Source organism: Streptomyces sp. NPDC037083 (genome assembly GCF_055606485.1).
The window spans coordinates 222,087-241,868 of sequence record NZ_JBVJSQ010000006.1 but is presented as its reverse complement, the minus strand read 5'-3'; the positions used below and the strand labels follow the sequence as shown (position 1 = coordinate 241,868).

Sequence of the window (19,782 nt, the reverse complement as noted above, 5' to 3'; positions counted from 1 at the left end):
GAGGAGCGCCGGGCTATCCTGGGTGTGCCGCACCTCGATCGCCTGGAACTGCCTCACGGCGGCCTACAGCTCGGGGTTCGGGACCCCGGCGGGACTGCTGCAACAGTCCTGCCGGGGTCCTCGTCATCTTTCGAGCTCCTGCGGCAACTCCCCCGTCTCGTGGAACCGCCGCCACTCCTGCACTCCGGGCAGCGAGCCCTTCCTGACCTCCTCGAGGAATCCGGCGACCCACTCCGCCTGCGCCTCGACCATGTGCAGCTGGTACTCCACCTCGACCAGGAAGAGCCTCGGCACGGTCTCGTAGGCCTTCTCGAGCGCGCCCCGGCCGCCGGCCACCTGGACCTCCAGCGAGCTCAGCCGCGTCTCGAGCAGACGCACCACGTCGTCCGGGGGCAGTGCCGCCATCAGCGAGAGCGCCGTCTCGAAGATCGGGTACTCCTTGGCGGGGACGGCGATCAGCTCGGCGAGCCAGTCGGCCATCTCCTCGCGCCCGGCCCCGGTGAGTCCGTAGACCGTGCGCTCGGGGCGGTTGCCCTGCCGTTCCACGCCGGCCACCTCGACGAAGCCGTACTTCTCGAGGTTCTGCACGACGGTGTAGAGCGAGCCGTAGGTGGTCTTCGTGCTTGTGTCCTTGCCCTGGCTGCGCAAGGTCTGGGCGATCTCGTACGGATGCATCGGCTTCTGCCACAGCGTCGTCATCACGGCGAGCGCCAAGGGGTTGCTCAGCCTGCGCTTCCTCGCCACCACGACGACCACCTCGCTTCCGAATATACGTAGCCGAACATAACGCGAGTCGACGAAGCTCGCAAGACACGCGATGTAACGCGATCGGGTGAAGCGGTGGGGACGTGAGGACTTGGGCCCGCCTCGGACACGGCGGCGTGACGCGGACGAAACAGCCCGTCTCTAATTTCTGTCGCCCGACAGGAATTCCCGTTCCTCTGGGCCAAGGCAGGTTCCGCCGTGACGACAACGACACCCACCGACGTACGCCCCGACCCGCCGCACTCCCCCGACAGCGACGACGGCTCCCTCTCCGAGTTCGGCTACCGCCAGGAACTGCACCGCAGCCTGGGCCGGTACGCCTCGTTCGCCGCCGGCTTCTCCTTCATCTCCGTCCTGACCACCGTCTTCCAGTTCTTCGCCTTCGGGTACGCCTTCGGCGGACCGGTCTTCTTCTGGGCCTGGCCGGCGGTGCTGGTCGGACAGCTGCTGGTGGCCGCCTGCTTCGCCGAGCTGGCGGCGCGCTACCCGATCTCGGGCGCCGTCTACCAGTGGTCCTCCCGGCTCTCGACGCCGTCGTTCGGCTGGTTCGCCGGCTGGATCATGGTGATCGGGCAGGTCGTCGTGGTCGCCGCGGCCGCGCTGGCACTGCAGATGGTGCTGCCCGCCATCTGGTCGGGCTTCCAGCTGATCGGCTCCGACCCGGCGCCCACCTCCCCGGACGGCGCGGCCAACGCGGCGCTGCTCGGCGTGCTGCTGCTGGTGCTGACGACCGCGGTGAACCTCGTCGACAACCGTGTGATGTCGGCGGTCAACCGGGTCGGCGTCACCGCGGAGATCATCGGCGCGGTGCTCATCGTCGTCCTGCTCCTCACCCACTCCGAGCGCACCCCCGGCATCACGTTCCACACCGAAGGGGCAGCGCAGAACGGCCTGTTCGGGGCACTGCTCGTGGGATCCTTCACGGCCGCGTACGTGATGATCGGCTTCGACAGCGCGGGCGAGATGAGCGAGGAGACGCACCACCCCCGGCGCACCGCGCCCCGCACCATCCTCACCGCGCTGGGCGCGGCCGGGCTGCTGGGCGGGCTGATCGTGCTGGGCGGACTGCTGGCCGCGCCCAGCCTCACCGACGGACGGCTCGCGGTCGACGGACTCAGCTACGTCCTCACCAGCAGCCTCGGCGACGGCGTCGGCAAGGTCCTGCTGGCGGACGTGGTGGTGGCGATCGCGGTGGCGACGCTGGCCATCCAGACGGCGGCCTGCCGGATGCTGTTCTCCATGGCGCGCGACGGCCGGCTCCCGTTCTCCGCCCGCCTCGCGCGCGTGCACCCGCGCACCGGCATGCCGAGCGCCCCCGCGCTGGTGGTCGGCGTCCTCGCCGCCGCCCTGCTGCTGCTGAACTTCGCCTCGCCGGACGCCTTCCTGGCCATCGGCACCACCTGCATCGTGATGCTGTACCTGGCGTACGCGATGGTCACCGGCCCGCTGCTGGTGCGCCGGCTGCGCGGCGGGTTCTCCTCGGCCGGCACGGACGAGACCGGCGCCCGCCTGTTCTCCCTGGGCCGCTGGGGCGTCCCGGTGAACGCCCTCGCCCTTCTGTACGGCCTGTTGATGACCGTCAACCTGGCGTGGCCGCGCGCCGCGGTGTACGACCCGGCGGGCGGGCACTGGTACTTCCAGTGGTTCACCCTGCTGTTCCTGGGCGCGACCGTCGCCGTCGGCGTGGCCTTCCGGGCCCACCGCAGGCGGGCGACGGCGGCGGCCGTACCGGAGACGGCCGCGGCGTGAGACCCGCGCGCGGGCGGGGCGTCGTGCGTTCAGTCGCCCCGCACGCGCGCGTGCAAATGCATGTCGTGCCAGCCGTCCTGGTGGAGACAGGCGCTGCGTTTGGTGCCCTCCAGGGTGAAACCGGCCTTGGCGGCGACCCGGCAGGAGGCCTCGTTGGCGGTGGCGTGCATCAGCTCCAGCCGGTGGAAGCCGATCTCGTCGAAGGCCCAGCGCGTCAGGGCGGCCGTGGCCCGGGGGGCGACTCCCCGGCCGCGGGCCGCCCCGGTCGTCCAGTAGGCGACCTCGGCGACGCCCTCACCGAGCAGGATGCCGCGCAGCGCCACCCGCCCCAGCAGTTCACCGGTACCGGCGTCGGCGACGGCCCACTGGGCGTTGTTCTCCTGTTCCCAGCTCTTCTGCCATTCCTCGATCCAGCCGGCCACCTCCTCCTCGGAGTCGGCGGCCCGGATGTGCCACTGGTGCATCAGCGGGTCCTGGAAGGCGGCGTGGACGGCGGGGACGTCCTCGGCCCGCCACGGACGCAGCAGCAGTCCGTCGCCGCTGGGGAGCACGGGCTGCGGGGCGGCTGCGAGGGTCCCGGCGGGCAGGACGAAGCCGGCGGTGAAGGGCATGGTCGGCATCCTGCCAACGGGCCACGGCCCGGCCAACGGGTTTTCCGGTCCCCGTAGGCTTGACCCGATGAGACGCCGTACGCCTCCCCCGCCCTCCCCGCTGCCGCAGCGCGACGGGATCGACCCGGTACGGGTGCGGCTGCCCGGCGAGGGTTCCTGGGCCACCGTGCGGGAGCACCTGGTGGAACGGCTCGGCGCGGCGCGTGCCGACGTGGTGGACGGGATGCTGGAGGACGGGCGGATCGTCGGCGCCGACGGGCGGGCGCTGACGCCGGACGCGGCCTATGTGCCGGGGATGTTCGTCTGGTACCACCGCGAGCTGCCGCCCGAGGTACCCGTGCCGTTCCCGCTGGAGATCGTCCACCGCGACGAGCACATCGTCGTCGTCGACAAGCCGCACTTCATGGCCACCACCCCGCGCGGCAGCCATGTCACCGAGACCGCGCTGGCGCGGCTGCGGCGGGAACTGGGCATCCCCGCGCTCGGCGCCGCGCACCGGCTGGACCGGCTCACCGCCGGTCTCGTGCTGTTCACCGTTCGCCCCGAGGAGCGCGGCGCGTACCAGTCGCTGTTCCGCGACCGCAGGGTGCGCAAGGTGTACGAGGCCGTCGCGCCGTACGACCCGCGGCTCGCCCTGCCCCGGACGGTGCGCAGCCGGATCGTCAAGGAGCGCGGGGTCCTGGCCGCCTACGAGGTGGCGGGCGAGCCGAACGCGGTGAGCCGCGTGGAGCTCGTCGAGCACCGTGCGCCGGGGCTCGGCCGGTACCGGCTGCTGCCCGCCACCGGGCAGACGCATCAGCTGCGCGTCCACATGAACGCCCTCGGCGTGCCGATCCTCGGCGACCCGCTGTACCCCGAGGTGGCCGCCCCCGTGCCGGCCGGCGACTTCCGGCGCCCGCTGCAACTGCTGGCGCGGGAGCTGGAGTTCACCGATCCGGTCACGGGGACGCGGCACCGGCTGCGCAGTCGGCGCGTCCTCGACGCCTGGGCGTCGTACGACGGCTGGGCCGCCCACGGCCTACCAGAAGCGGTTCAGTAACCGCGCCACCAGGCCAGGAAGCGCCGCCAGGCGTTCGGCCTGCGGGCCGGCCCGGCCGACTCCGGTGCGGCCGGCGCGGACTGCGGCGCGGGCGCAGGCGACGGCGACGGTGTCGATGCCTGGGTCGGCGTCTGGGTCGGCGTCGGTTCCACCGCCGGCTCGGGGACGGTCACGGCAGCGGCCCGGGGCCGCGTGCTCACCGGCGGCGTCAGGCGCTGCGGCGGGATCGGGGCATGGCTCGGCTTGTGCTTGACGTCCTGCTGGTCCTTGGGCTCGAACCGCACCGGCAGCTCCACCAGGTGGCGCGAGGCGATCGACATCGTCCAGCGCAACTCGTCCTCTTCGCAGTCGAGTTGCACGTCGGGCAACCGCATCAGCAGCGCGTCGACGCCGACGTCGGCGATGGCGCGGCCGATGTCCTGGCCGGGGCACTCGTGCGGGCCGCTGCCGAACGCGAGGTGCGAGCGGTTGCCCTGCATGTGGGCGGACAGGTCGGGCCGCACCCGGGGGTCGACGTTGCCGGGCGCGGGCGCGAAGAAGAGACCGTCGCCCCGGCGGATGCGCTGACCGCCGAGTTCCGTGTCCTGCTTGGCGAAGTAGCCGAAGATGGTGCTGAACGGCGGCTCGTCCCACAGGGACTGCTCGACCGCCTCCGCCACCGTCATCTGGCCGCCGTTGAGCTGGGCCAGGAAGCGCGGGTCGGTGAGGACCATGCGCAGCGCGTTGGAGAGCAGGTTGACGGTGGCCTCGTAGGCGGCGAAGAGCACCAGGCGCAGATGCTCCCTGACCTCGTCGTCGGTGAGCTCGGCCGGGTGGGTGATGAGGTGGCTGGTGAAGTCCTCCTCGGGCTTGGCGCGGCGGCGGGCGGTGAGCCGGGCGAGCGCTCCCACGACGTACTCGTGACTGGCGAGCGCGGTCTCGGTGCCCTTGAGCGCGTCGCGGGCCGAGTGCACCATCTTGTCGTTGTACTCGTCGGGCATGCCGAGGACATGGCACATCACGGCCATCGGAAGGTGCTCGGCGAAGTCTCCGACCAGGTCCGCACTCCCCTTCTCGCAGAAGCGGTTGACCAGGCGCTGGCTGGACCGGTTGATGTAACGGCGCACGCTGCGGTCGTCGATGGTCGCCATGGCCGAGGTGACCGCGCCCCGCAGCCGCTTGTGCTCGTCGCCCTCGGCGTGGGCGCAGATGGGCTGCCAGGCGATGTGCGGCATGAGCGGGTGGTCGGGCCTGACCTTGTCGGCCAGCAGCTGGGACCAGATGCGGCTGTCCTTGGTGAACTGCGAGGGAGTACGCAGCATGCGCAGGTTCTCGGCGTGTCCGAGGACCATCCACATCGGCAGGTCGTCGTGGATCAGGACGGGCGCCACGGGGCCGTGTTCCTCGCGCAGTCGCTCGTACAGTTCGTTCAGGTCCTCGGCGCCGGGGCCGTAGAGGCGGGCCAGTCCGCCGGGGCCGCGGACGTGCGCGGGGCAGCCCGGCGGCGGGTCCAGGGCGAGGTCGCGCGAGCCGGTCGGGGTGGGGTGTTCGGGAGTCACAGGGGGTCGCTCCGAAACTGTGCTGGATCGGTGTCGGTGAACGTGGTGCCGTGCGGGTCAGGTGAGGCTGCGGGCCAGGGCCAGGGAGTGCAGGAAGCGCATGAGGGTCATCAGGACGTCCCGGCTGGAGGCGCGGCGGCGGACGTCGCACTCCACGATCGGGATCTCGGGCGGCAGGTCGAGGGCGGCCCGCAGGTCGTCGATGGGGTAACGGGGCCCGTCGGGGAAGGTGTTGACGGCGACGACGAAGGGGACGCCGCCCTCCTCGAGCCGGCCCATCACCTCGAAGCTGACCTCCAGGCGGCGGGTGTCGACCAGGACGACCGCGCCGAGCGCGCCCTCGAACAGGCCGTTCCACAGGAACCAGAAGCGTTCCTGGCCGGGCGTGCCGAAGAGGTAGAGCACGACCTGCTCGGTGATGCGGATCCGGCCGAAGTCCATGGCCACGGTGGTGGCGGTCTTGGTCTCGGAGCCGTAGTTGTCGTCGACCCCGATGCCGGCCTGGGTCATGGTCTCCTCGGTGGTCAGCGGCCTGATCTCGCTGACGGAGCCGACCATGGTGGTCTTGCCGACGCCGAAGCCGCCCACGATGACGATCTTCGCCGCGGCCGTGGTGGTGTGCGGCAGATGGTCCTCGGCCCGTGGGCCGGGAATCGTGTCAGAGCCGTTGAAGTCCATGCATCACCGCTTCGAGAAGGGAACGGTCGGGGAGCTGCTGCCGGACGATGGGGGCGCGCGCCTGGACGAGTTCGGCCGCCAGCATCTCGGTGAGCAGCACCGTCACCACGCTGAACGGCAGGCACAGATAGGCCGAGATCTCGGCCACCGACAGCGGGGCGGCGCACATCCGCAGCACCGCGGTCTGCTCCGGGGTGGCCGACGAGGGCGGTTCGGCGCGCGCCACGATCAACGTGACGAGGTCGACGGGCGCACGCTCACCGTCCGCGCCCGTGATGATGTACAGCCGCTCGGGGTTCTTGCCCTCCCCTTCCTGGCCCTCCGTCGAGGACGACGGGGGCGGTGGAGGCGGTGGAGGCGGTTGGGGCGGCGGGGGCGGTTGGGGCAGAGGTTGTCGCCGGCGGCGTTGCGGAGGGGTCATACGCTCTGCCCGTTGCGCCGGGGCGGACTGGTCAGATGGGCGCCGATGCGGACCACGAGGTCGCGCATCATGCCGCTCATCCGGCCCGCCTCGCAGCGCACGTCGGCGAGGACCGCGAGGTAGGCGTTGGCGCCGGCCGACATCATGTAGAAGTAGCCGCCGCTCAGGTCGATGACGACCATGTCCATCTCGCCGCTGCTGGAGTGGATCTCCTGGCCGACGGCGGCGGCCAGGCTCTGCAGGCCCGCGCAGGCCGCGGCGACCCGGTCGGCGGCGTCGGGGTCGCCGGCGTAGCGGGCGATGCGCAGTCCGTCGGCCGAGAGCACGACGATCATCTCGATGCCCGGAACCCCGTCATAGAGCTCCTTGAGCAGCCAGTCGAAGTTTTGGCGCTGCTGGATCACGTGAGGTCCCCTTCATCGTCGGCCTCGGTCTTGGCCTTGTCTTCGAGCAGGTGCACGTATGCGGTGGGATTGCGGGTGAAGTCGGTGGGGTGCACGCCGGGCGGGGCCGCTTTCACCAGGCCCTCCCAGAAGGCCTCGAACGCCAGGCCGGGCTCGGCCCTCTTGACGGGCTCGGGCTCCGGCTCCGGCCGGCGCTGGGCGAACGGGTCGGGCTGGCCCAGGCGTTCGGCCTCCTGAGCGGCGTACGCCTCGGCGTAGCGCTGGGTGATCGGGATCGTGGTCTTGCTGCGGCGTTGCGGCAGGCCCTGCTCGGTCCACTCGGTGACCTCGGGCACCTCGTCGTCGGTCAGGGAGACTCGGGCCGGGATGCGCGCGTTGGTGGGGCGACGCTTCTTGGGCGGTCGCTTGGGGCCCTCGCCGACCGTGCTCAGGTCGATCTGCGGGACGGCGGTGGCGCCGATGCCGTGCGCGAAGCCGGGAGCGGGATCGGAGGTCTGCATCTCGCTCGGCACGATGAGGACGGCCCGGACGCCGCCGTAGGCCGAGGTGCGCAGCGAGACCTGGAGGTTGAACGACGTGCACAGACGGCCGACGACCGCGAGGCCCAGCCGCGGGCTGCCGCCGACGTCCTGGATGTCGACGCCCGCCATGGCCTGTTCCAGCATGCGTTCGCACTTGGCGCGGGCCTCTTCGCTGAGGCTGACGCCGGCGTCCTCGATCTCGATGGCGATGCCGGTCTGCACCTCGACGGCGTTGACGTGCACCTTGCTCTGCGGGGGCGAGTAGCGGGTCGCGTTGTCGAGGAGTTCCGCGAGCGCGTGGATGAGGGGCTCGACGGAGAGGCCGCGGATGTTCACCTTGGCGATGGAGTCCAGCTGGATGCGCCGGTACTCCAGGATCCGGGACATGGCGCCGCGCAGCACGCTGTACAGCGGGACGGGCTGGGGCCAGTTGCGGCTGGGGCGGCCGCCGCCGAGCACGCCGATGGAGTCGGCGAGGCGACCGATCAGCGCGGTGCCGTGGTCGATGCGCAGCAGGTCGTCGAAGACCTCGGGGTTGCGTCCGTGGTCCTCCTCCATCTCCCGCAGCTCCGCGGCCTGTTGGTGGACGATCGCCTGCATGCGGCGGGCGACGCTGACGAAGGAGCGCTGGGCGGAGTCGCGCAGGGACTCCTCGTGGTCGACGATGTCGAGGATCTTCCTGACCACGGCGCGCTGCGCGTCGTCCAGAGCGCGGAACGCAGGATCACTCTCGCTGAGGTCGCGCATCACCTCTCTGGGGGAATTTCCGGCGCGCAGCCAGGCCACGGCGCTCGGCACGTGCTCCTGGGCCAGGCGGCGGTTCTCCTCCGTGTGCTCGGCGACGCGCCGTTCCAGGTGGGCGACGCGCTGTTCGTTCTCCGCGCGCAGTTCCCGAAGTCGCCGGCCGCGGCGGACCGACTCGGCTCCCGTCGCGATCACCAGAAGGGTGGCGAGCGTTCCGCAGACGCCGACGGCGAGCCGGGCCTCCGTCGCCACCAGGGCCACGGCGGCTCCGCTTGCCGCGGCCATCAGTATCGCCGGCAGCAACAGCACGCGCGCGTAGGGAAGTTCTCGGCGACCGGGTGGGGACTGAACACTCACCATGTGGGCACCCTCTGTAGGGATCTGTCGGCATCTTCGAGACATTGGGGAACAAGCGCACGAATACGTCTCAACTCGGTGCGCCGCGGGCGAGCTTAGTCCGACCGGATCATCGCCGTGTCATATTCGGCAACAGCGTGAAACCGCTCTCGTACGTGGAGTAACCTCGGCGCATTTGCACACATGGCAATCGTTCGAACACAACGGGTGACAGCGAACGGGCGTACGCATCAATTCACCGGGACGGATGAGGCGACCACGCGCGGGCGATCACGAGCCGTGGTCGGCTCAGCGGTTCCCCACGATGCGCAGCGCCGCGTCGGCGGTGGCGCGGGCGAACTCCGAGACGGAGCGGTCGGGATCGGAGCGGTGGACCAGGATGACGCCCTCGATGAGCCCGAAGACCAGATCGGTGCGCAGGTCGAGATCGCTCTTGGCCAGCGCGCCGCCCGCCACGGTCGCGGCGATCAACTGCCGGTAGGCGTCCTTGAGTTCCGCGCGCACGGCATGGAATCCGGCGAACCGCTCCGTGCGCACCTCGGGCAGCAGGTAGAGGCCGCCGAGATCGTGGGAGCCGCCGCACAGCAGCTCCACGTCGGCACGGCACAGCTCCCACAGCCGGTCCTCGGCCGGCCGCGCGTCGTCCGCGAGCAGCTCGCCGGCATACCTCAGCGAGGGCGTGACCGTCGACTCCAGCAGTGCGGCGAGCAGCTCCTCCTTGCCGGACACGTAGTGGTACATGGAGGCCTGGCGCATGCCCGCCCGCTCGGCGACGGCCCGGGTGGTGGTGGCGGCGTAGCCGCGCGTGGTGAACAACTCCGCGGCGGCCACGAGCAGTTCGGCGCGCGGCGCGAGCCCGCTGTCCGGGCGCTGCGCGGCACGCGGCCGGCCCACTCGACGTCCGTTGCCCGTCCCCATGCGTCCGATCCTCGCACACGGCGCCCGGACGCGATCTTCGAGCGAACCCGGTGAGGAGTCGGTAACGGGCCCGCAACCCGAGGGCAACGGCGACGACCCGGCGCGGTCCTAATTTCTGTCGCGCGACAGAAATACCGTGACAGCGACGGAACCGAGCTGCGGAGGTCCGCGATGGCGGCGACAGCGACCACGTACGGAGCACGCGCCCACGCCAGGGCCCAGGAGGGGGCACGGGCCGAGGCCATGCCGGTCGTCCCGGCCCGGAACTGGCCCGACCCGCCCTGCGAGGCCGGCCACCTGGTGTGGGCCGAGACGGTCGCGGGCGGCGGCTACACCCACCGCGTCCTCGCGCGCGGCACCGAGCTGCGCCTGACCGACCTGCACGGCGACGCCTGCGCCCACCTGCTCCTCCACGTCGACGGCCGCCCCTGGGAGCGGCTCAACGTGGCCGACACGGTCAAGGTCCAGTGGAACGCCTACCTCGGCGAGGGCGTGCTGCTCCTGTCCGACCAGGGCCGCGTCCTCGCCTCGGTCGTCACCGACACCGCCGGCCGGCACGACGCCCTGTGCGGCACCTCCACCCTCGTGCGCAACACCGCGCGCTACGGAGACGGCGCCCCGCAGTCCCCCACCCCCGCCGGACGCGAGCTGTTCAAGCTGGCCGCGGCGAAGAACGGGCTGGAGCCACGCGACCTGCCGCCCTCGCTCTCCTTCTTCCAGGGCGTGGAGGTCCGCGAGGACGGCGCCCTCGACTTCACCGGCTCCGCGGGCCCGGGCGGCAGCGTCACCCTGCGCACCGAGCAGGACGTGACCGTCCTGATCGCCAACGTGCCGCACCCCGCCGACCCCCGCCCCGGCTACGTCAGCACCCCGCTGGAGGTGCTGGCCTGGCGGGCCGGGCCGACCCGGCCCGGCGACCCGCTGTGGGACGCGACCCCGGAGGGCCGCCGCGCCTTCCTCAACACCGCCGAATTCCTCACCGCCAGGGGGCTCGCATGAAGACCGTCGTTCCCGCCCGGGCGGCCTGGTCGTCCGTCGTCCGCGCCGGCGACACGCTCACCATCACCGACCTGCACGGCAACCAGGCCGTCGACTTCCTCGTGTACGACGCCCACGACACGTCCGTCCGCTACAGCGCGCCCGACACGATCCACGCCCAGGGCCGGATCTTCCTCACCACGGGCAGCGTGCTGATGTCCAACGAGCACACCCCGCTGATGACGGTGACCGCCGACGCCGTGGGCCGCCACGACACCGTCGGCGGCGCCTGCTCCAAGGAGTCCAACACCCTGCGCTACGGCCACCACACGTTCGCGCAGCACGCCTGCGTGGACAACTTCCTGGCCGAGGGCGCGAAGCACGGCCTCGGCAAACGCGACCTCGTCTCCAACATCAACTGGTACATGAACGTGCCCGTCGAGAAGGACGGCACCCTCGGCATCGTCGACGGCCTCTCCGCTCCCGGCCTCTCGCTCACGCTCCGCGCCGAACGCGACGTCCTCGTCCTGGTCTCCAACTGCCCCCAGGTCAACAACCCCTGCAACGGCTTCGAGCCGACGGCGGTGGAGATGACCGTCGGCGGCCCCACCGGCGACGAGGACCCGACATGAGCTTCGACAAGCTGCTGATCGCCAACCGGGGCGAGATAGCCGTCCGCATCATCCGCACCGCCCGCGAACTCGGCCTGCGCACCGTCGCGGTGTACTCCGACCCCGACCGGTCGGCGCCCCACGTCCGGCTCGCCGACGAGGCGGTGCGGCTCGGCCCGGCGCCGGCCAAGGAGTCCTACCTCGACGCCGAGCTGGTGCTGAAGGCGGCCGAGGACACCGGCGCGGGCGCGATCCACCCGGGCTACGGCTTCCTCTCGGAGGACGCGGACTTCGCCCGCCGCTGCGCCGACGCCGGGATCGTCTTCGTCGGCCCGACGCCCGACCAGCTGGAGCTGTTCGGCGCCAAGCACACGGCCCGCGCGGCGGCCCAGGCCGCCGGGGTGGCGCTGGCGCCGGGCACCGGGCTGCTGGAATCCCTGACCGAGGCGGAGCGGGAGGCCCGGGCCATCGGCTATCCGGTCATGCTCAAGGCGACCGGGGGCGGCGGCGGGATCGGCATGTCGGCCTGTCGCACCCCCGGCGAACTCGCCGACGCCTGGGAACGCGTCCAGCGCGTCGCGACCGCCTCCTTCTCCTCGGCCGGCGTCTTCCTGGAACGGCTCGTCGAGAACGCCCGCCACATCGAGGTCCAGGTCTTCGGCGACGGCGAGGGGAAGGTCGTCGCCCTCAGCGACCGCGACTGCTCGCTGCAGCGCCGCAACCAGAAGGTTCTGGAGGAGGCCCCGGCGCCGGGACTGCCGGCCCACGTCCGGGAGCGGCTCGCCGCGTCCGCCCGCGAGCTGTGCGCCTCGGTCGGCTACCGCTCGGCCGGCACCGTCGAGTTCGTCTACGACGCGGCCCGCGAAGAGGGCTACTTCCTGGAGGTCAACACCCGCCTGCAGGTGGAGCACCCGGTCACCGAGGAGATCTACGGCGTCGACCTCGTCGCCTGGATGCTGCGCCTGGCGCGCGGCGAACGGGACGTCGTCCGCGAGCCGGGACCCCCGCGCGGGCACGCCGTCGAGGCGCGCCTGTACGCCGAGGACCCGAGTCGCGGACACCGGCCCAGCGCGGGCCTGTTGACCCGGGTCGAGTTCCCGGCAGGGGTGCGCGTCGACGGCTGGGTGGAGACCGGCACCGAGGTGACCACGTCCTACGACCCGATGCTCGCGAAGGTGATCGCCTACGGCAGCGACCGCGCCCACGCGCTGCGCCGGCTCGACGAGGCGCTGGCCCGCACCCGCGTCGACGGCGTCGAGACGAACCTGGGCCTGGTGCGGGCGGCGCTCGCGGACCCGCGCTTCGTGACGGCGTCCCACTCGACGGCCACCCTCGCGCAGGTGCACGACCCGACCCCGCGCATCGAGGTCGTGTCCGGCGGCACCCTCACCACCGTGCAGGACTGGCCCGGCCGCACCGGTCACTGGCAGGTGGGCGTTCCGCCGTCCGGCCCGATGGACGACCGCTCGTTCCGGCTCGGCAACCGGGCGCTCGGCAACCCCGAGGGGGCCCCGGGTCTCGAGTGCACCCTGCAGGGCCCGGCGCTGCGGTTCACCCACGCCACGACGGTGTGCGTGACGGGCGCGCCGGCGCCGGTCGCCGTGGACGGCGCGGCGGCGCCGCAGTGGGAGCCGGTGACCGTCCCCGCGGGATCCCTGCTGGAGATCGGCGCGCCCGGCGAGCACGGTCTGCGCACCTACGTCCTGTTCGCGGGCGGCGGCCTCGACGTCCCCGCCTTCCTCGGCAGCGCGAGCACGTTCACGCTGGGCCGCTTCGGCGGACACGGCGGCCGCGCGCTGCGCACGGGCGACGTGCTGCACGGCGGGACGGCCGCCGACGGCCCCGGCACACCGGAGCGCCCCTCGTTCACCTCCGTCTGGCACATCGGCGCCGTCGAAGGCCCGCACGCCGCACCGGAGTTCTTCACCGAGGACGACATCCGCGACTTCTACGCCGCCGACTGGAAGGTCCACTTCAACTCCGCCCGCACGGGCGTGCGCCTGGTCGGCCCCAAGCCGCGGTGGGCGCGCGCCGACGGCGGCGAGGCGGGCCTGCACCCGTCCAACATCCACGACACCCCCTACTCGGTCGGCGCCGTCGACTACACGGGCGACATGCCGGTGCTGCTCGGCCCGGACGGGCCCTCGCTCGGCGGGTTCGTGTGCCCGGCGACGGTGCTCACCTCCGAACGCTGGAAGCTGGGCCAGCTGCGGCCCGGCGACACGGTCCGCTTCCGGCCGGTGGACGTGGACGGCGGGACGCGCCCCGAGATCGTCGACGGCGGGGTGCTCGCGCGGGACGGCGACGTCACCTTCCGCCGCAGCGGCGACGACAACCTGCTGGTCGAGTTCGGGCCGCCGCAGCTGGACCTCGCCCTGCGCATGCGCGTCCACGCCCTGATGGAGGCGGTGGCCACGGCGGACCTGACGGGCGTCACCGACCTCACCCCGGGCATCCGCTCGCTGCAGATCCGGACCGACCCGAGCCGACTGCCCCAGCGCGAACTCCTGCCGGTCGTCAGGGAGATGACGGCGGCCCTGCCTGCCTCGGACGAGCTGGTCGTTCCGTCCCGCACCGTGCATCTGCCGCTGTCCTGGGACGACCCGGCGACCCGTGAGGCGATCGCCCGCTACATGGCGGGCGTCCGCGACGACGCCCCCTGGTGCCCCTGGAACATCGAGTTCATCCGCCGGGTCAACGGCCTGGAGTCGCCGGCCGACGTCTACGACACGGTGTTCGCCGCGGAGTACCTGGTCCTCGGCCTCGGGGACGTCTACCTCGGCGCCCCGGTCGCCACCCCCCTCGACCCCCGGCACCGGCTGGTGACGACGAAGTACAACCCCGCGCGTACCTGGACGGCCGAGAACTCGGTGGGCATCGGCGGGGCGTATCTGTGCGTCTACGGCATGGAGGGCCCCGGCGGCTACCAGTTCGTGGGCCGCACGACGCAGGTGTGGTCGCCGTGGCAGCAGCGCGGCGCGTTCGAACCGGGCTCGCCGTGGCTGCTGCGGTTCTTCGACCGGATCCGCTGGTATCCGGTCGGCCCGGACGAACTCCTCGACCTGCGGGCCGACATCGTCTCGGGCCGCTTCGTGCCGCGCGTCGAGGAGGGCGTCTTCTCTCTCGCCGACCACCAGGCCTTCCTCGCCGAACACGCCGACTCCATCGCGGAGTTCCGGTCCCGTCAGCGGGCCGCCTTCGCGGCGGAGCGGGACGCGTGGGAGGCGGCGGGCGAGTTCGCGCGGGCGCAGGACGCGTCCGCTCCGGCCGCCGCGCCCGCCCGGGTGACGGTCCCGGCGGGCGGACGTCTCGTCGAGGCCGAGTTCGCCGCGTCCGTATGGCAGTTGAACGTGTCGCCGGGCGACGAGGTGACGGCCGGCCAGCCGCTGCTCGCCCTGGAGGCGATGAAAATGGAGTCCAGGGTGCACGCGCCGGTCGACGGCGTGGTGGCCCAGGTCCTGGCCCGACCCGGCGACCAGGTCGAGGCGGGGACGGCACTGCTCGTCCTCGCCCCGGCCGGCGACTGAAAGAGGTACCGGATGTCCACCACGCTCGGCCGCGTCCGCGCCGCCTACCACCGCATCGAGGCCACCGGCCGCCCCGAGATCTGGATCGACCTGCGCCCCCGGGCGGAGGTCGAGGCGGAGGCACGGGCGATCGACGAGCGCGTCGCCGCCGGGGCCCGCCTCCCGCTGGCCGGACGGCTGTTCGCCGCCAAGGGCAACATCGACGTGGCCGGCCTGCCCACGACCGCGGGCTGTCCCGCGTACGCCTACGAGCCCGCCGCCGACGCCCCGGTGGTCGCCGGTCTGCGCGCGGCGGGCGCCCTGCCGCTGGGCACGACGAACCTGGACCAGTTCGCGACGGGCCTGGTGGGGACCCGCTCCCCGCACGGCGCGGTGCGCAACGCGCTCGACCCGGCGCGGATCAGCGGCGGCTCCAGCTCCGGCTCGGCCGTCGCGGTGGCCCTCGGCATCGTGGACTTCGCCCTCGGCACGGACACGGCGGGCTCGGGCCGGGTCCCGGCCGCCTTCAACGGCATCGTCGGCCTGAAGCCCACCCGCGGCCTCGTGCCGACCGAGGGCGTCGTCCCCGCCTGCGCCTCGCTCGACTGCGTGACCGTCTTCGCCCGCACCCTGCCGGAGGCCGAGCAGGCCCTCGCCCACATGACGTCCGGCACCGTCCCGCCGCTGCCCGGGCGGCCCGCCGGCCCCTGGCGGATCGCGGTCGCGCCGCGTGAGCAGCTCGGCGAGCTGGACGAGGGGTGGGCGCAGGCCTACGAGGCTGCGGCACGGCAGCTCGCGTCGGCCGGGGCCGAGATCCGCGTCCTCGACCTCACACCGTTCACCGAGGCCGCCGCGATGCTGTACGAGGGCGCGTTCGTCGCCGAGCGCTACACCGCCGTAGGGAGCTTTGTCGACAAGTTGCTCGCCGAGGGCGGCGCGGGTCTGGACCCGACCGTCGCCGGCATCATCACCCGCGCTCGCGACATCCCCGCCCACCGGCTCTTCGCGGACCAGGAGCGGCTGGCCGGCCTGCGCACCCGGGCCCTCGCCGAGCTGGCCGACGCCGACGCCCTGCTGCTGCCCACCGCCCCCGGCCACCCCACCCTCGCCGAGGTCGCCGCCGACCCGCTGGGGGCCAACGCCCGTCTGGGCCGCTTCACCAACTCCACGAACCTCTTCGACCTGGCCGCGGTGGCCGTCCCGGCCGGCGAGGTGAACGGCCTCCCCTTCGGAGTGATGCTGATCGGCCCGGCTCACACGGACGAACGGCTGACCCGGATCGCCGGTCTGCTGCGGCCCGGGACACGGGTGGCCGTGGTGGGCGCGCACCTGTCGGGTCAGCCATTGAACCCGCAGCTCCTGGCTCTGGGCGCCCGCCTCGACCGCACGACCACCACGGCCCCGGCCTACCGCCTGCACGCCTTGCGAACGAACCCGCCGAAGCCCGGCCTCGTCCATGTCGGCGAAGGAGACGTGCCGGGGGCGGCGCAGGCGGCCGGGGCGGCGATCGAGGCGGAGGTCTGGCGCCTCCCGGCGGAAGGCCTCGGGGCGCTGCTGGCCGCGCTGCCCCGCCCCATGGCCCTGGGCGCCGTCGAACTCGCCGACGGCACCCGCGTCCCCGGCTTCCTCTGCGAGCCGTCCGCCCTGGCCGACGCCGAGGACATCACCGCGTACGGCGGCTGGCGAGCGTACCTGGACCGCTGACCCGCGCAGCCTGCACCCCGGCACCCCGGCACCCCGGCACCCGCCGATGCGGCCCCCTCCCGGCTGCGCGTGCGCGCGGACCGCGGGCGCACGGAACGTCGGACGGCACGGACGCCACCGGAAACGGCGCCCTGTCGTACCGGCGTGCGTCCCGGGCCCCTCGCCCTGTCGGCGCCGACCCGCGGCGCCCGACCCGGCCGTCGCGAACCGAACCGAGCCGACCCGGCCGGCTGGGAGAACGGGGGAGCCGGTTTGGGCCAGGACCCGGGCCTGGGTCCTGGCCTGGGTCTGGTCCGCCTGGACCTGGCAGCCCTGGGCCGGTCAGCCCACCGAGGAGTAGGCGACCACGCCTCGCAGCAGCGCGTCGACCGCCTTGCGGGCGTTCTTCGCCACCGTCGAGCCCTCGGCCGAGGCGGGAGCCGCCGCCGCGATCTGCCCGAGCACGTCGATGACCTGCTTGCACCAGCGCACGAAGTCCCCGGCCGGCATCTCGGCCTCCCGCAGCACCTCGTCCAGCCCCTTGCCCGAGGCCCACATGTAGGCGGACCAGGCGAAGCCGAGATCGGGCTCGCGCTGTCCCACGCCCTCGGTCTGACTGATCCGGAAGTCCTCCTCCAGGGCGTCCAGCCGACCCCAGATCCGCACCATCTCCCCGAGTGCCGCCTTCGCCTTGCCCGAGGGCAGCTTGGGCGCCATCGCGTCGTCGCCGACCCGCGCCTCGTAGACCAACGCCGAGACGCAGGCGGCGAGTTCGGCGGGGGCGAGCCCCTCCCAGACGCCCGCGCGCAGGCATTCGCTGGCGAGCAGGTCGAGTTCGCCGTAGAGGCGGGCGAGCCGCTTGCCGTGCTCGGTGACCTCGTTGCCGCGCAGATAGTCCAACTCCGTCAGCAGCGCCACGATCCGGTCGAAGGTGCGGGCGATGGTGTTGGTGCGCCCTTCGATGCGGCGCTCCAACTGGGAGGTGTCGCGCAGCAGCCGGTGGTAGCGCTCGGCCCAGCGGGCGTGGTCCTCGCGCTCGGAGCAGCCGTGGCAGGGGTGCGCCCGGATCGCCGTCCGCAGCCGGGCGATCTCCCGGTCGTCGGCGGCCTGGGAGCGCTGCTTGCGGGCCCGCTCCGGCGGGATGTGCCCGGCCTTGGTGCGCAACGCTGAGGCGAGGTCGCGACGGGACTGCGGCGAGCGCGGGTTGAACGTCTTCGGGATCCGCATCCGCTCCAGCGCCTCGACCGGCACCGGGAAGTCCATCGACGCCAGCCGCTTGACCTGCCGTTCGGCGGTGAGCACGAGCGGGCGCGGCCCGTCGTGGTGGTCGAAGCCGCGGTGGCCGTTGGCACGTCCGGCGGGCAGGCCGGGGTCGAGCACCAGCGCCAGGCCCGCGTACTTGCCGGTGGGCACGTGGATGACGTCCCCCGGCTTGAGCTTCTCCAGCGCCACGGCCGCCTCGGCGCGCCGCTGGGCCGCGCCCTGCTTGGCCAGCTCGGTCTCGCGGTCCTTGAGGTCGCGGCGCAGCCGCGCATACTCCTCGAAGTCGCCGAGGTGACAGGTCATGGAGGCCTTGTAGCCCTCCAGGCCCTCCTCGTTGCGCTGCACCTGCCGGGAGATCCCGACCACCGAACGGTCGGCCTGGAACTGCGCGAACGACGTCTCCAGCAGCTCGCGCGAGCGGTGTCGCCCGAACTGCTCGACGAGGTTGACCGCCATGTTGTACGACGGCTTGAAGCTGGAGCGCAGCGGGTACGTGCGCGTGCCCGCGAGGCCGGCCAGGTGGTCGGGGTTCATGGCGCGCTGCCACAGCACGACGGCGTGTCCCTCGACGTCGATGCCGCGCCGGCCGGCGCGCCCGGTGAGCTGGGTGTACTCGCCGGGGGTGATGTCGGCGTGCTGTTCGCCGTTCCACTTGACGAGCTTCTCCAGCACCACCGACCGGGCCGGCATGTTGATGCCGAGGGCGAGGGTCTCGGTCGCGAAGACGGCCTTGACCAGGCCGCGCACGAACAGTTCCTCGACGACCTCCTTGAACGTCGGCAGCATGCCCGCGTGGTGGGCTGCGATGCCCCGCTCCAGGCCCTCCAGCCACTCGTAGTAGCCGAGGACGTGCAGGTCCTCGTGCGGGATGGCGGCGGTGCGCTCCTCGACGAGCGCCCGGACCTCGGCGCGCGCCTCCTCGTCGTTCAGCCGCAGGCCGGCGTACAGGCATTGCTGGACGGCGGCCTCGCAGGCGGCGCGGCTGAAGATGAACGTGATGGCGGGCAGCAGGCCTTCGGCGTCGAGCCGCTCGATGACCTCCGGGCGTCCCGGCGTCCACACCCGCGAGCGCTGGCGGCGCTCCCTCTCGCGATCGGCCTCGCGCACGTTCCGGCCGCGCCGGCGGTCCTGGTACGAGGGCTTGGACGCCTCCATGCGGGCCAGCCGCGTCAGGTCGGGGTTGACGGCCCTGCGGTGGCCCTCGCCCTCCTCGAACAGGTCGTACATCCGCCGCCCCGCGAGGACGTGCTGGAACAGCGGCACGGGCCGGTGCTCGGAGACGATCACCTCGGTGTCGCCGCGCACGGTGTCCAGCCAGTCGCCGAACTCCTCGGCGTTGGACACGGTCGCGGACAGGGAGACCAGGGTGACCGACTCGGGAAGGTGGATGATCACCTCTTCCCACACGGCGCCGCGGAAGCGGTCGGAGAGGTAGTGCACCTCGTCCATCACCACGTGGCCGAGGCCCAGGAGGGTCTGCGAACCGGCGTACAGCATGTTCCGCAGCACCTCGGTGGTCATCACGACCACGGGGGCGTCGGAGTTGACGCTGTTGTCGCCGGTGAGCAGGCCGACCTTCGCACTGCCGTAACGGCGGCACAGGTCGGAGTACTTCTGGTTCGACAGCGCCTTGATGGGCGTCGTGTAGAAGCACTTCTTGCCCTGCTGGAGGGCGAGGTGGACGGCGAACTCGCCCACGATCGTCTTGCCCGAGCCGGTGGGGGCGGCCACGAGGACGCCCTTGCCCGCCTCCAGCGCCTGACAGGCCTCGATCTGGAAGGGGTCGAGACCGAAGTCGTACATCTCGCGGAAGGACGCGAGCGCGGTGGCCTGCTCGACAGCGCGCTTACGTGCTGCCGCGTACCGCTCGGCCGGTGAGAGATCCTCTGTCATCGTGCTTTCGAGCGTACCGGGCCGCACTGACAACAGGACGATCATTATCCGGAAGACGGGCCGCCAAACACCGCGGAGGCGCCCTCGTCCGTGGGGACGAGGG

Annotated in this window: 15 protein-coding genes; 6 read left to right on the top strand and 9 right to left on the bottom strand. The window is 72.6% G+C overall.

Features of this window, described 5'->3' with window-relative positions; translation table 11 throughout:
* Positions 1-123: 123 nt before the first annotated feature.
* Complete coding sequence (locus ACZ7DE_RS18505) at positions 124-699, bottom strand: PadR family transcriptional regulator (RefSeq protein ID WP_470762830.1); 576 nt, start codon at positions 697-699, stop codon at positions 124-126.
* Between the two features lie 264 nt (positions 700-963).
* Between ACZ7DE_RS18505 and ACZ7DE_RS18500 the strand changes: the two genes are divergently transcribed.
* The gene (locus ACZ7DE_RS18500; RefSeq protein WP_470762414.1) at positions 964-2,514 is read left to right on the top strand and encodes an amino acid permease; all 1,551 of its coding nucleotides are present in this window, start codon (positions 964-966) and stop codon (positions 2,512-2,514) included.
* Positions 2,515-2,543: 29 nt separating this feature from the next.
* Here the strand turns inward: ACZ7DE_RS18500 and ACZ7DE_RS18495 are convergent, their stop codons facing one another.
* Entirely contained in the window at positions 2,544-3,125 is a 582-nt protein-coding gene (locus tag ACZ7DE_RS18495) for a GNAT family N-acetyltransferase (protein ID WP_470762412.1), read from the bottom strand.
* Positions 3,126-3,192: 67 nt separating this feature from the next.
* Between ACZ7DE_RS18495 and ACZ7DE_RS18490 the strand changes: the two genes are divergently transcribed.
* Positions 3,193-4,164, top strand: a complete 972-nt coding sequence (locus ACZ7DE_RS18490; protein ID WP_470762410.1) for an RluA family pseudouridine synthase — start codon at positions 3,193-3,195, stop codon at positions 4,162-4,164.
* Here ACZ7DE_RS18490 and ACZ7DE_RS18485 read toward each other — a convergent pair.
* The 6 genes from ACZ7DE_RS18485 to ACZ7DE_RS18460 form a co-directional block, all read right to left on the bottom strand.
* The gene (locus ACZ7DE_RS18485) at positions 4,158-5,702 is read right to left on the bottom strand and encodes a cytochrome P450 (protein WP_470762408.1); all 1,545 of its coding nucleotides are present in this window, start codon (positions 5,700-5,702) and stop codon (positions 4,158-4,160) included. The two genes, ACZ7DE_RS18490 and ACZ7DE_RS18485, sit on opposite strands and share 7 nt — an antisense overlap.
* Before the next feature lie 57 nt (positions 5,703-5,759).
* Entirely contained in the window at positions 5,760-6,380 is a 621-nt protein-coding gene (locus ACZ7DE_RS18480) for a GTP-binding protein (RefSeq protein ID WP_328482922.1), read from the bottom strand.
* A complete protein-coding gene (locus tag ACZ7DE_RS18475) occupies positions 6,361-6,801 on the bottom strand; it encodes a DUF742 domain-containing protein (RefSeq protein ID WP_470762406.1) in 441 nt (146 codons plus the stop codon). The genes ACZ7DE_RS18480 and ACZ7DE_RS18475 overlap by 20 nt, the downstream gene beginning before the upstream one ends.
* A complete protein-coding gene (locus ACZ7DE_RS18470) occupies positions 6,798-7,205 on the bottom strand; it encodes a roadblock/LC7 domain-containing protein (protein ID WP_256909876.1) in 408 nt (135 codons plus the stop codon). The genes ACZ7DE_RS18475 and ACZ7DE_RS18470 overlap by 4 nt, the downstream gene beginning before the upstream one ends.
* Entirely contained in the window at positions 7,202-8,830 is a 1,629-nt protein-coding gene (locus ACZ7DE_RS18465) for a sensor histidine kinase (protein WP_470762403.1), read from the bottom strand. The genes ACZ7DE_RS18470 and ACZ7DE_RS18465 overlap by 4 nt, the downstream gene beginning before the upstream one ends.
* Positions 8,831-9,115: 285 nt before the next feature.
* On the bottom strand, positions 9,116-9,745 hold the full coding sequence (locus tag ACZ7DE_RS18460) for a TetR/AcrR family transcriptional regulator (protein ID WP_470762401.1): 630 nt from the start codon (positions 9,743-9,745) through the stop codon (positions 9,116-9,118).
* Positions 9,746-9,916: 171 nt separating this feature from the next.
* On the opposite strand from ACZ7DE_RS18460, the gene ACZ7DE_RS18455 reads away from it, so the two are divergent.
* Genes ACZ7DE_RS18455 through atzF form a run of 4 tightly spaced genes read left to right on the top strand, consistent with a single transcriptional unit; the run spans position 9,917 to position 16,544 of the window.
* A complete protein-coding gene (locus ACZ7DE_RS18455; protein WP_470762399.1) occupies positions 9,917-10,744 on the top strand; it encodes an urea amidolyase associated protein UAAP1 in 828 nt (275 codons plus the stop codon).
* Positions 10,741-11,355: an urea amidolyase associated protein UAAP2 gene (locus ACZ7DE_RS18450; protein ID WP_470762397.1), complete on the top strand. Its 615-nt coding sequence runs from the start codon at positions 10,741-10,743 to the stop codon at positions 11,353-11,355. The genes ACZ7DE_RS18455 and ACZ7DE_RS18450 overlap by 4 nt, the downstream gene beginning before the upstream one ends.
* On the top strand, positions 11,352-14,861 hold the full coding sequence (locus tag ACZ7DE_RS18445) for a 5-oxoprolinase/urea amidolyase family protein (RefSeq protein WP_470762396.1): 3,510 nt from the start codon (positions 11,352-11,354) through the stop codon (positions 14,859-14,861). Before ACZ7DE_RS18450 ends, ACZ7DE_RS18445 begins: the two co-directional genes overlap by 4 nt.
* Positions 14,862-14,873: 12 nt before the next feature.
* Positions 14,874-16,544 carry an allophanate hydrolase gene (gene atzF / locus ACZ7DE_RS18440; RefSeq protein ID WP_470762394.1) on the top strand — a complete coding sequence of 557 codons (1,671 nt, stop codon included), beginning with the start codon at positions 14,874-14,876 and terminating at the stop codon, positions 16,542-16,544.
* Between the two features lie 321 nt (positions 16,545-16,865).
* Here atzF and ACZ7DE_RS18435 read toward each other — a convergent pair whose 3' ends face one another.
* A complete protein-coding gene (locus ACZ7DE_RS18435) occupies positions 16,866-19,724 on the bottom strand; it encodes a DEAD/DEAH box helicase (protein ID WP_470762392.1) in 2,859 nt (952 codons plus the stop codon).
* Positions 19,725-19,782: the final 58 nt, after the last annotated feature.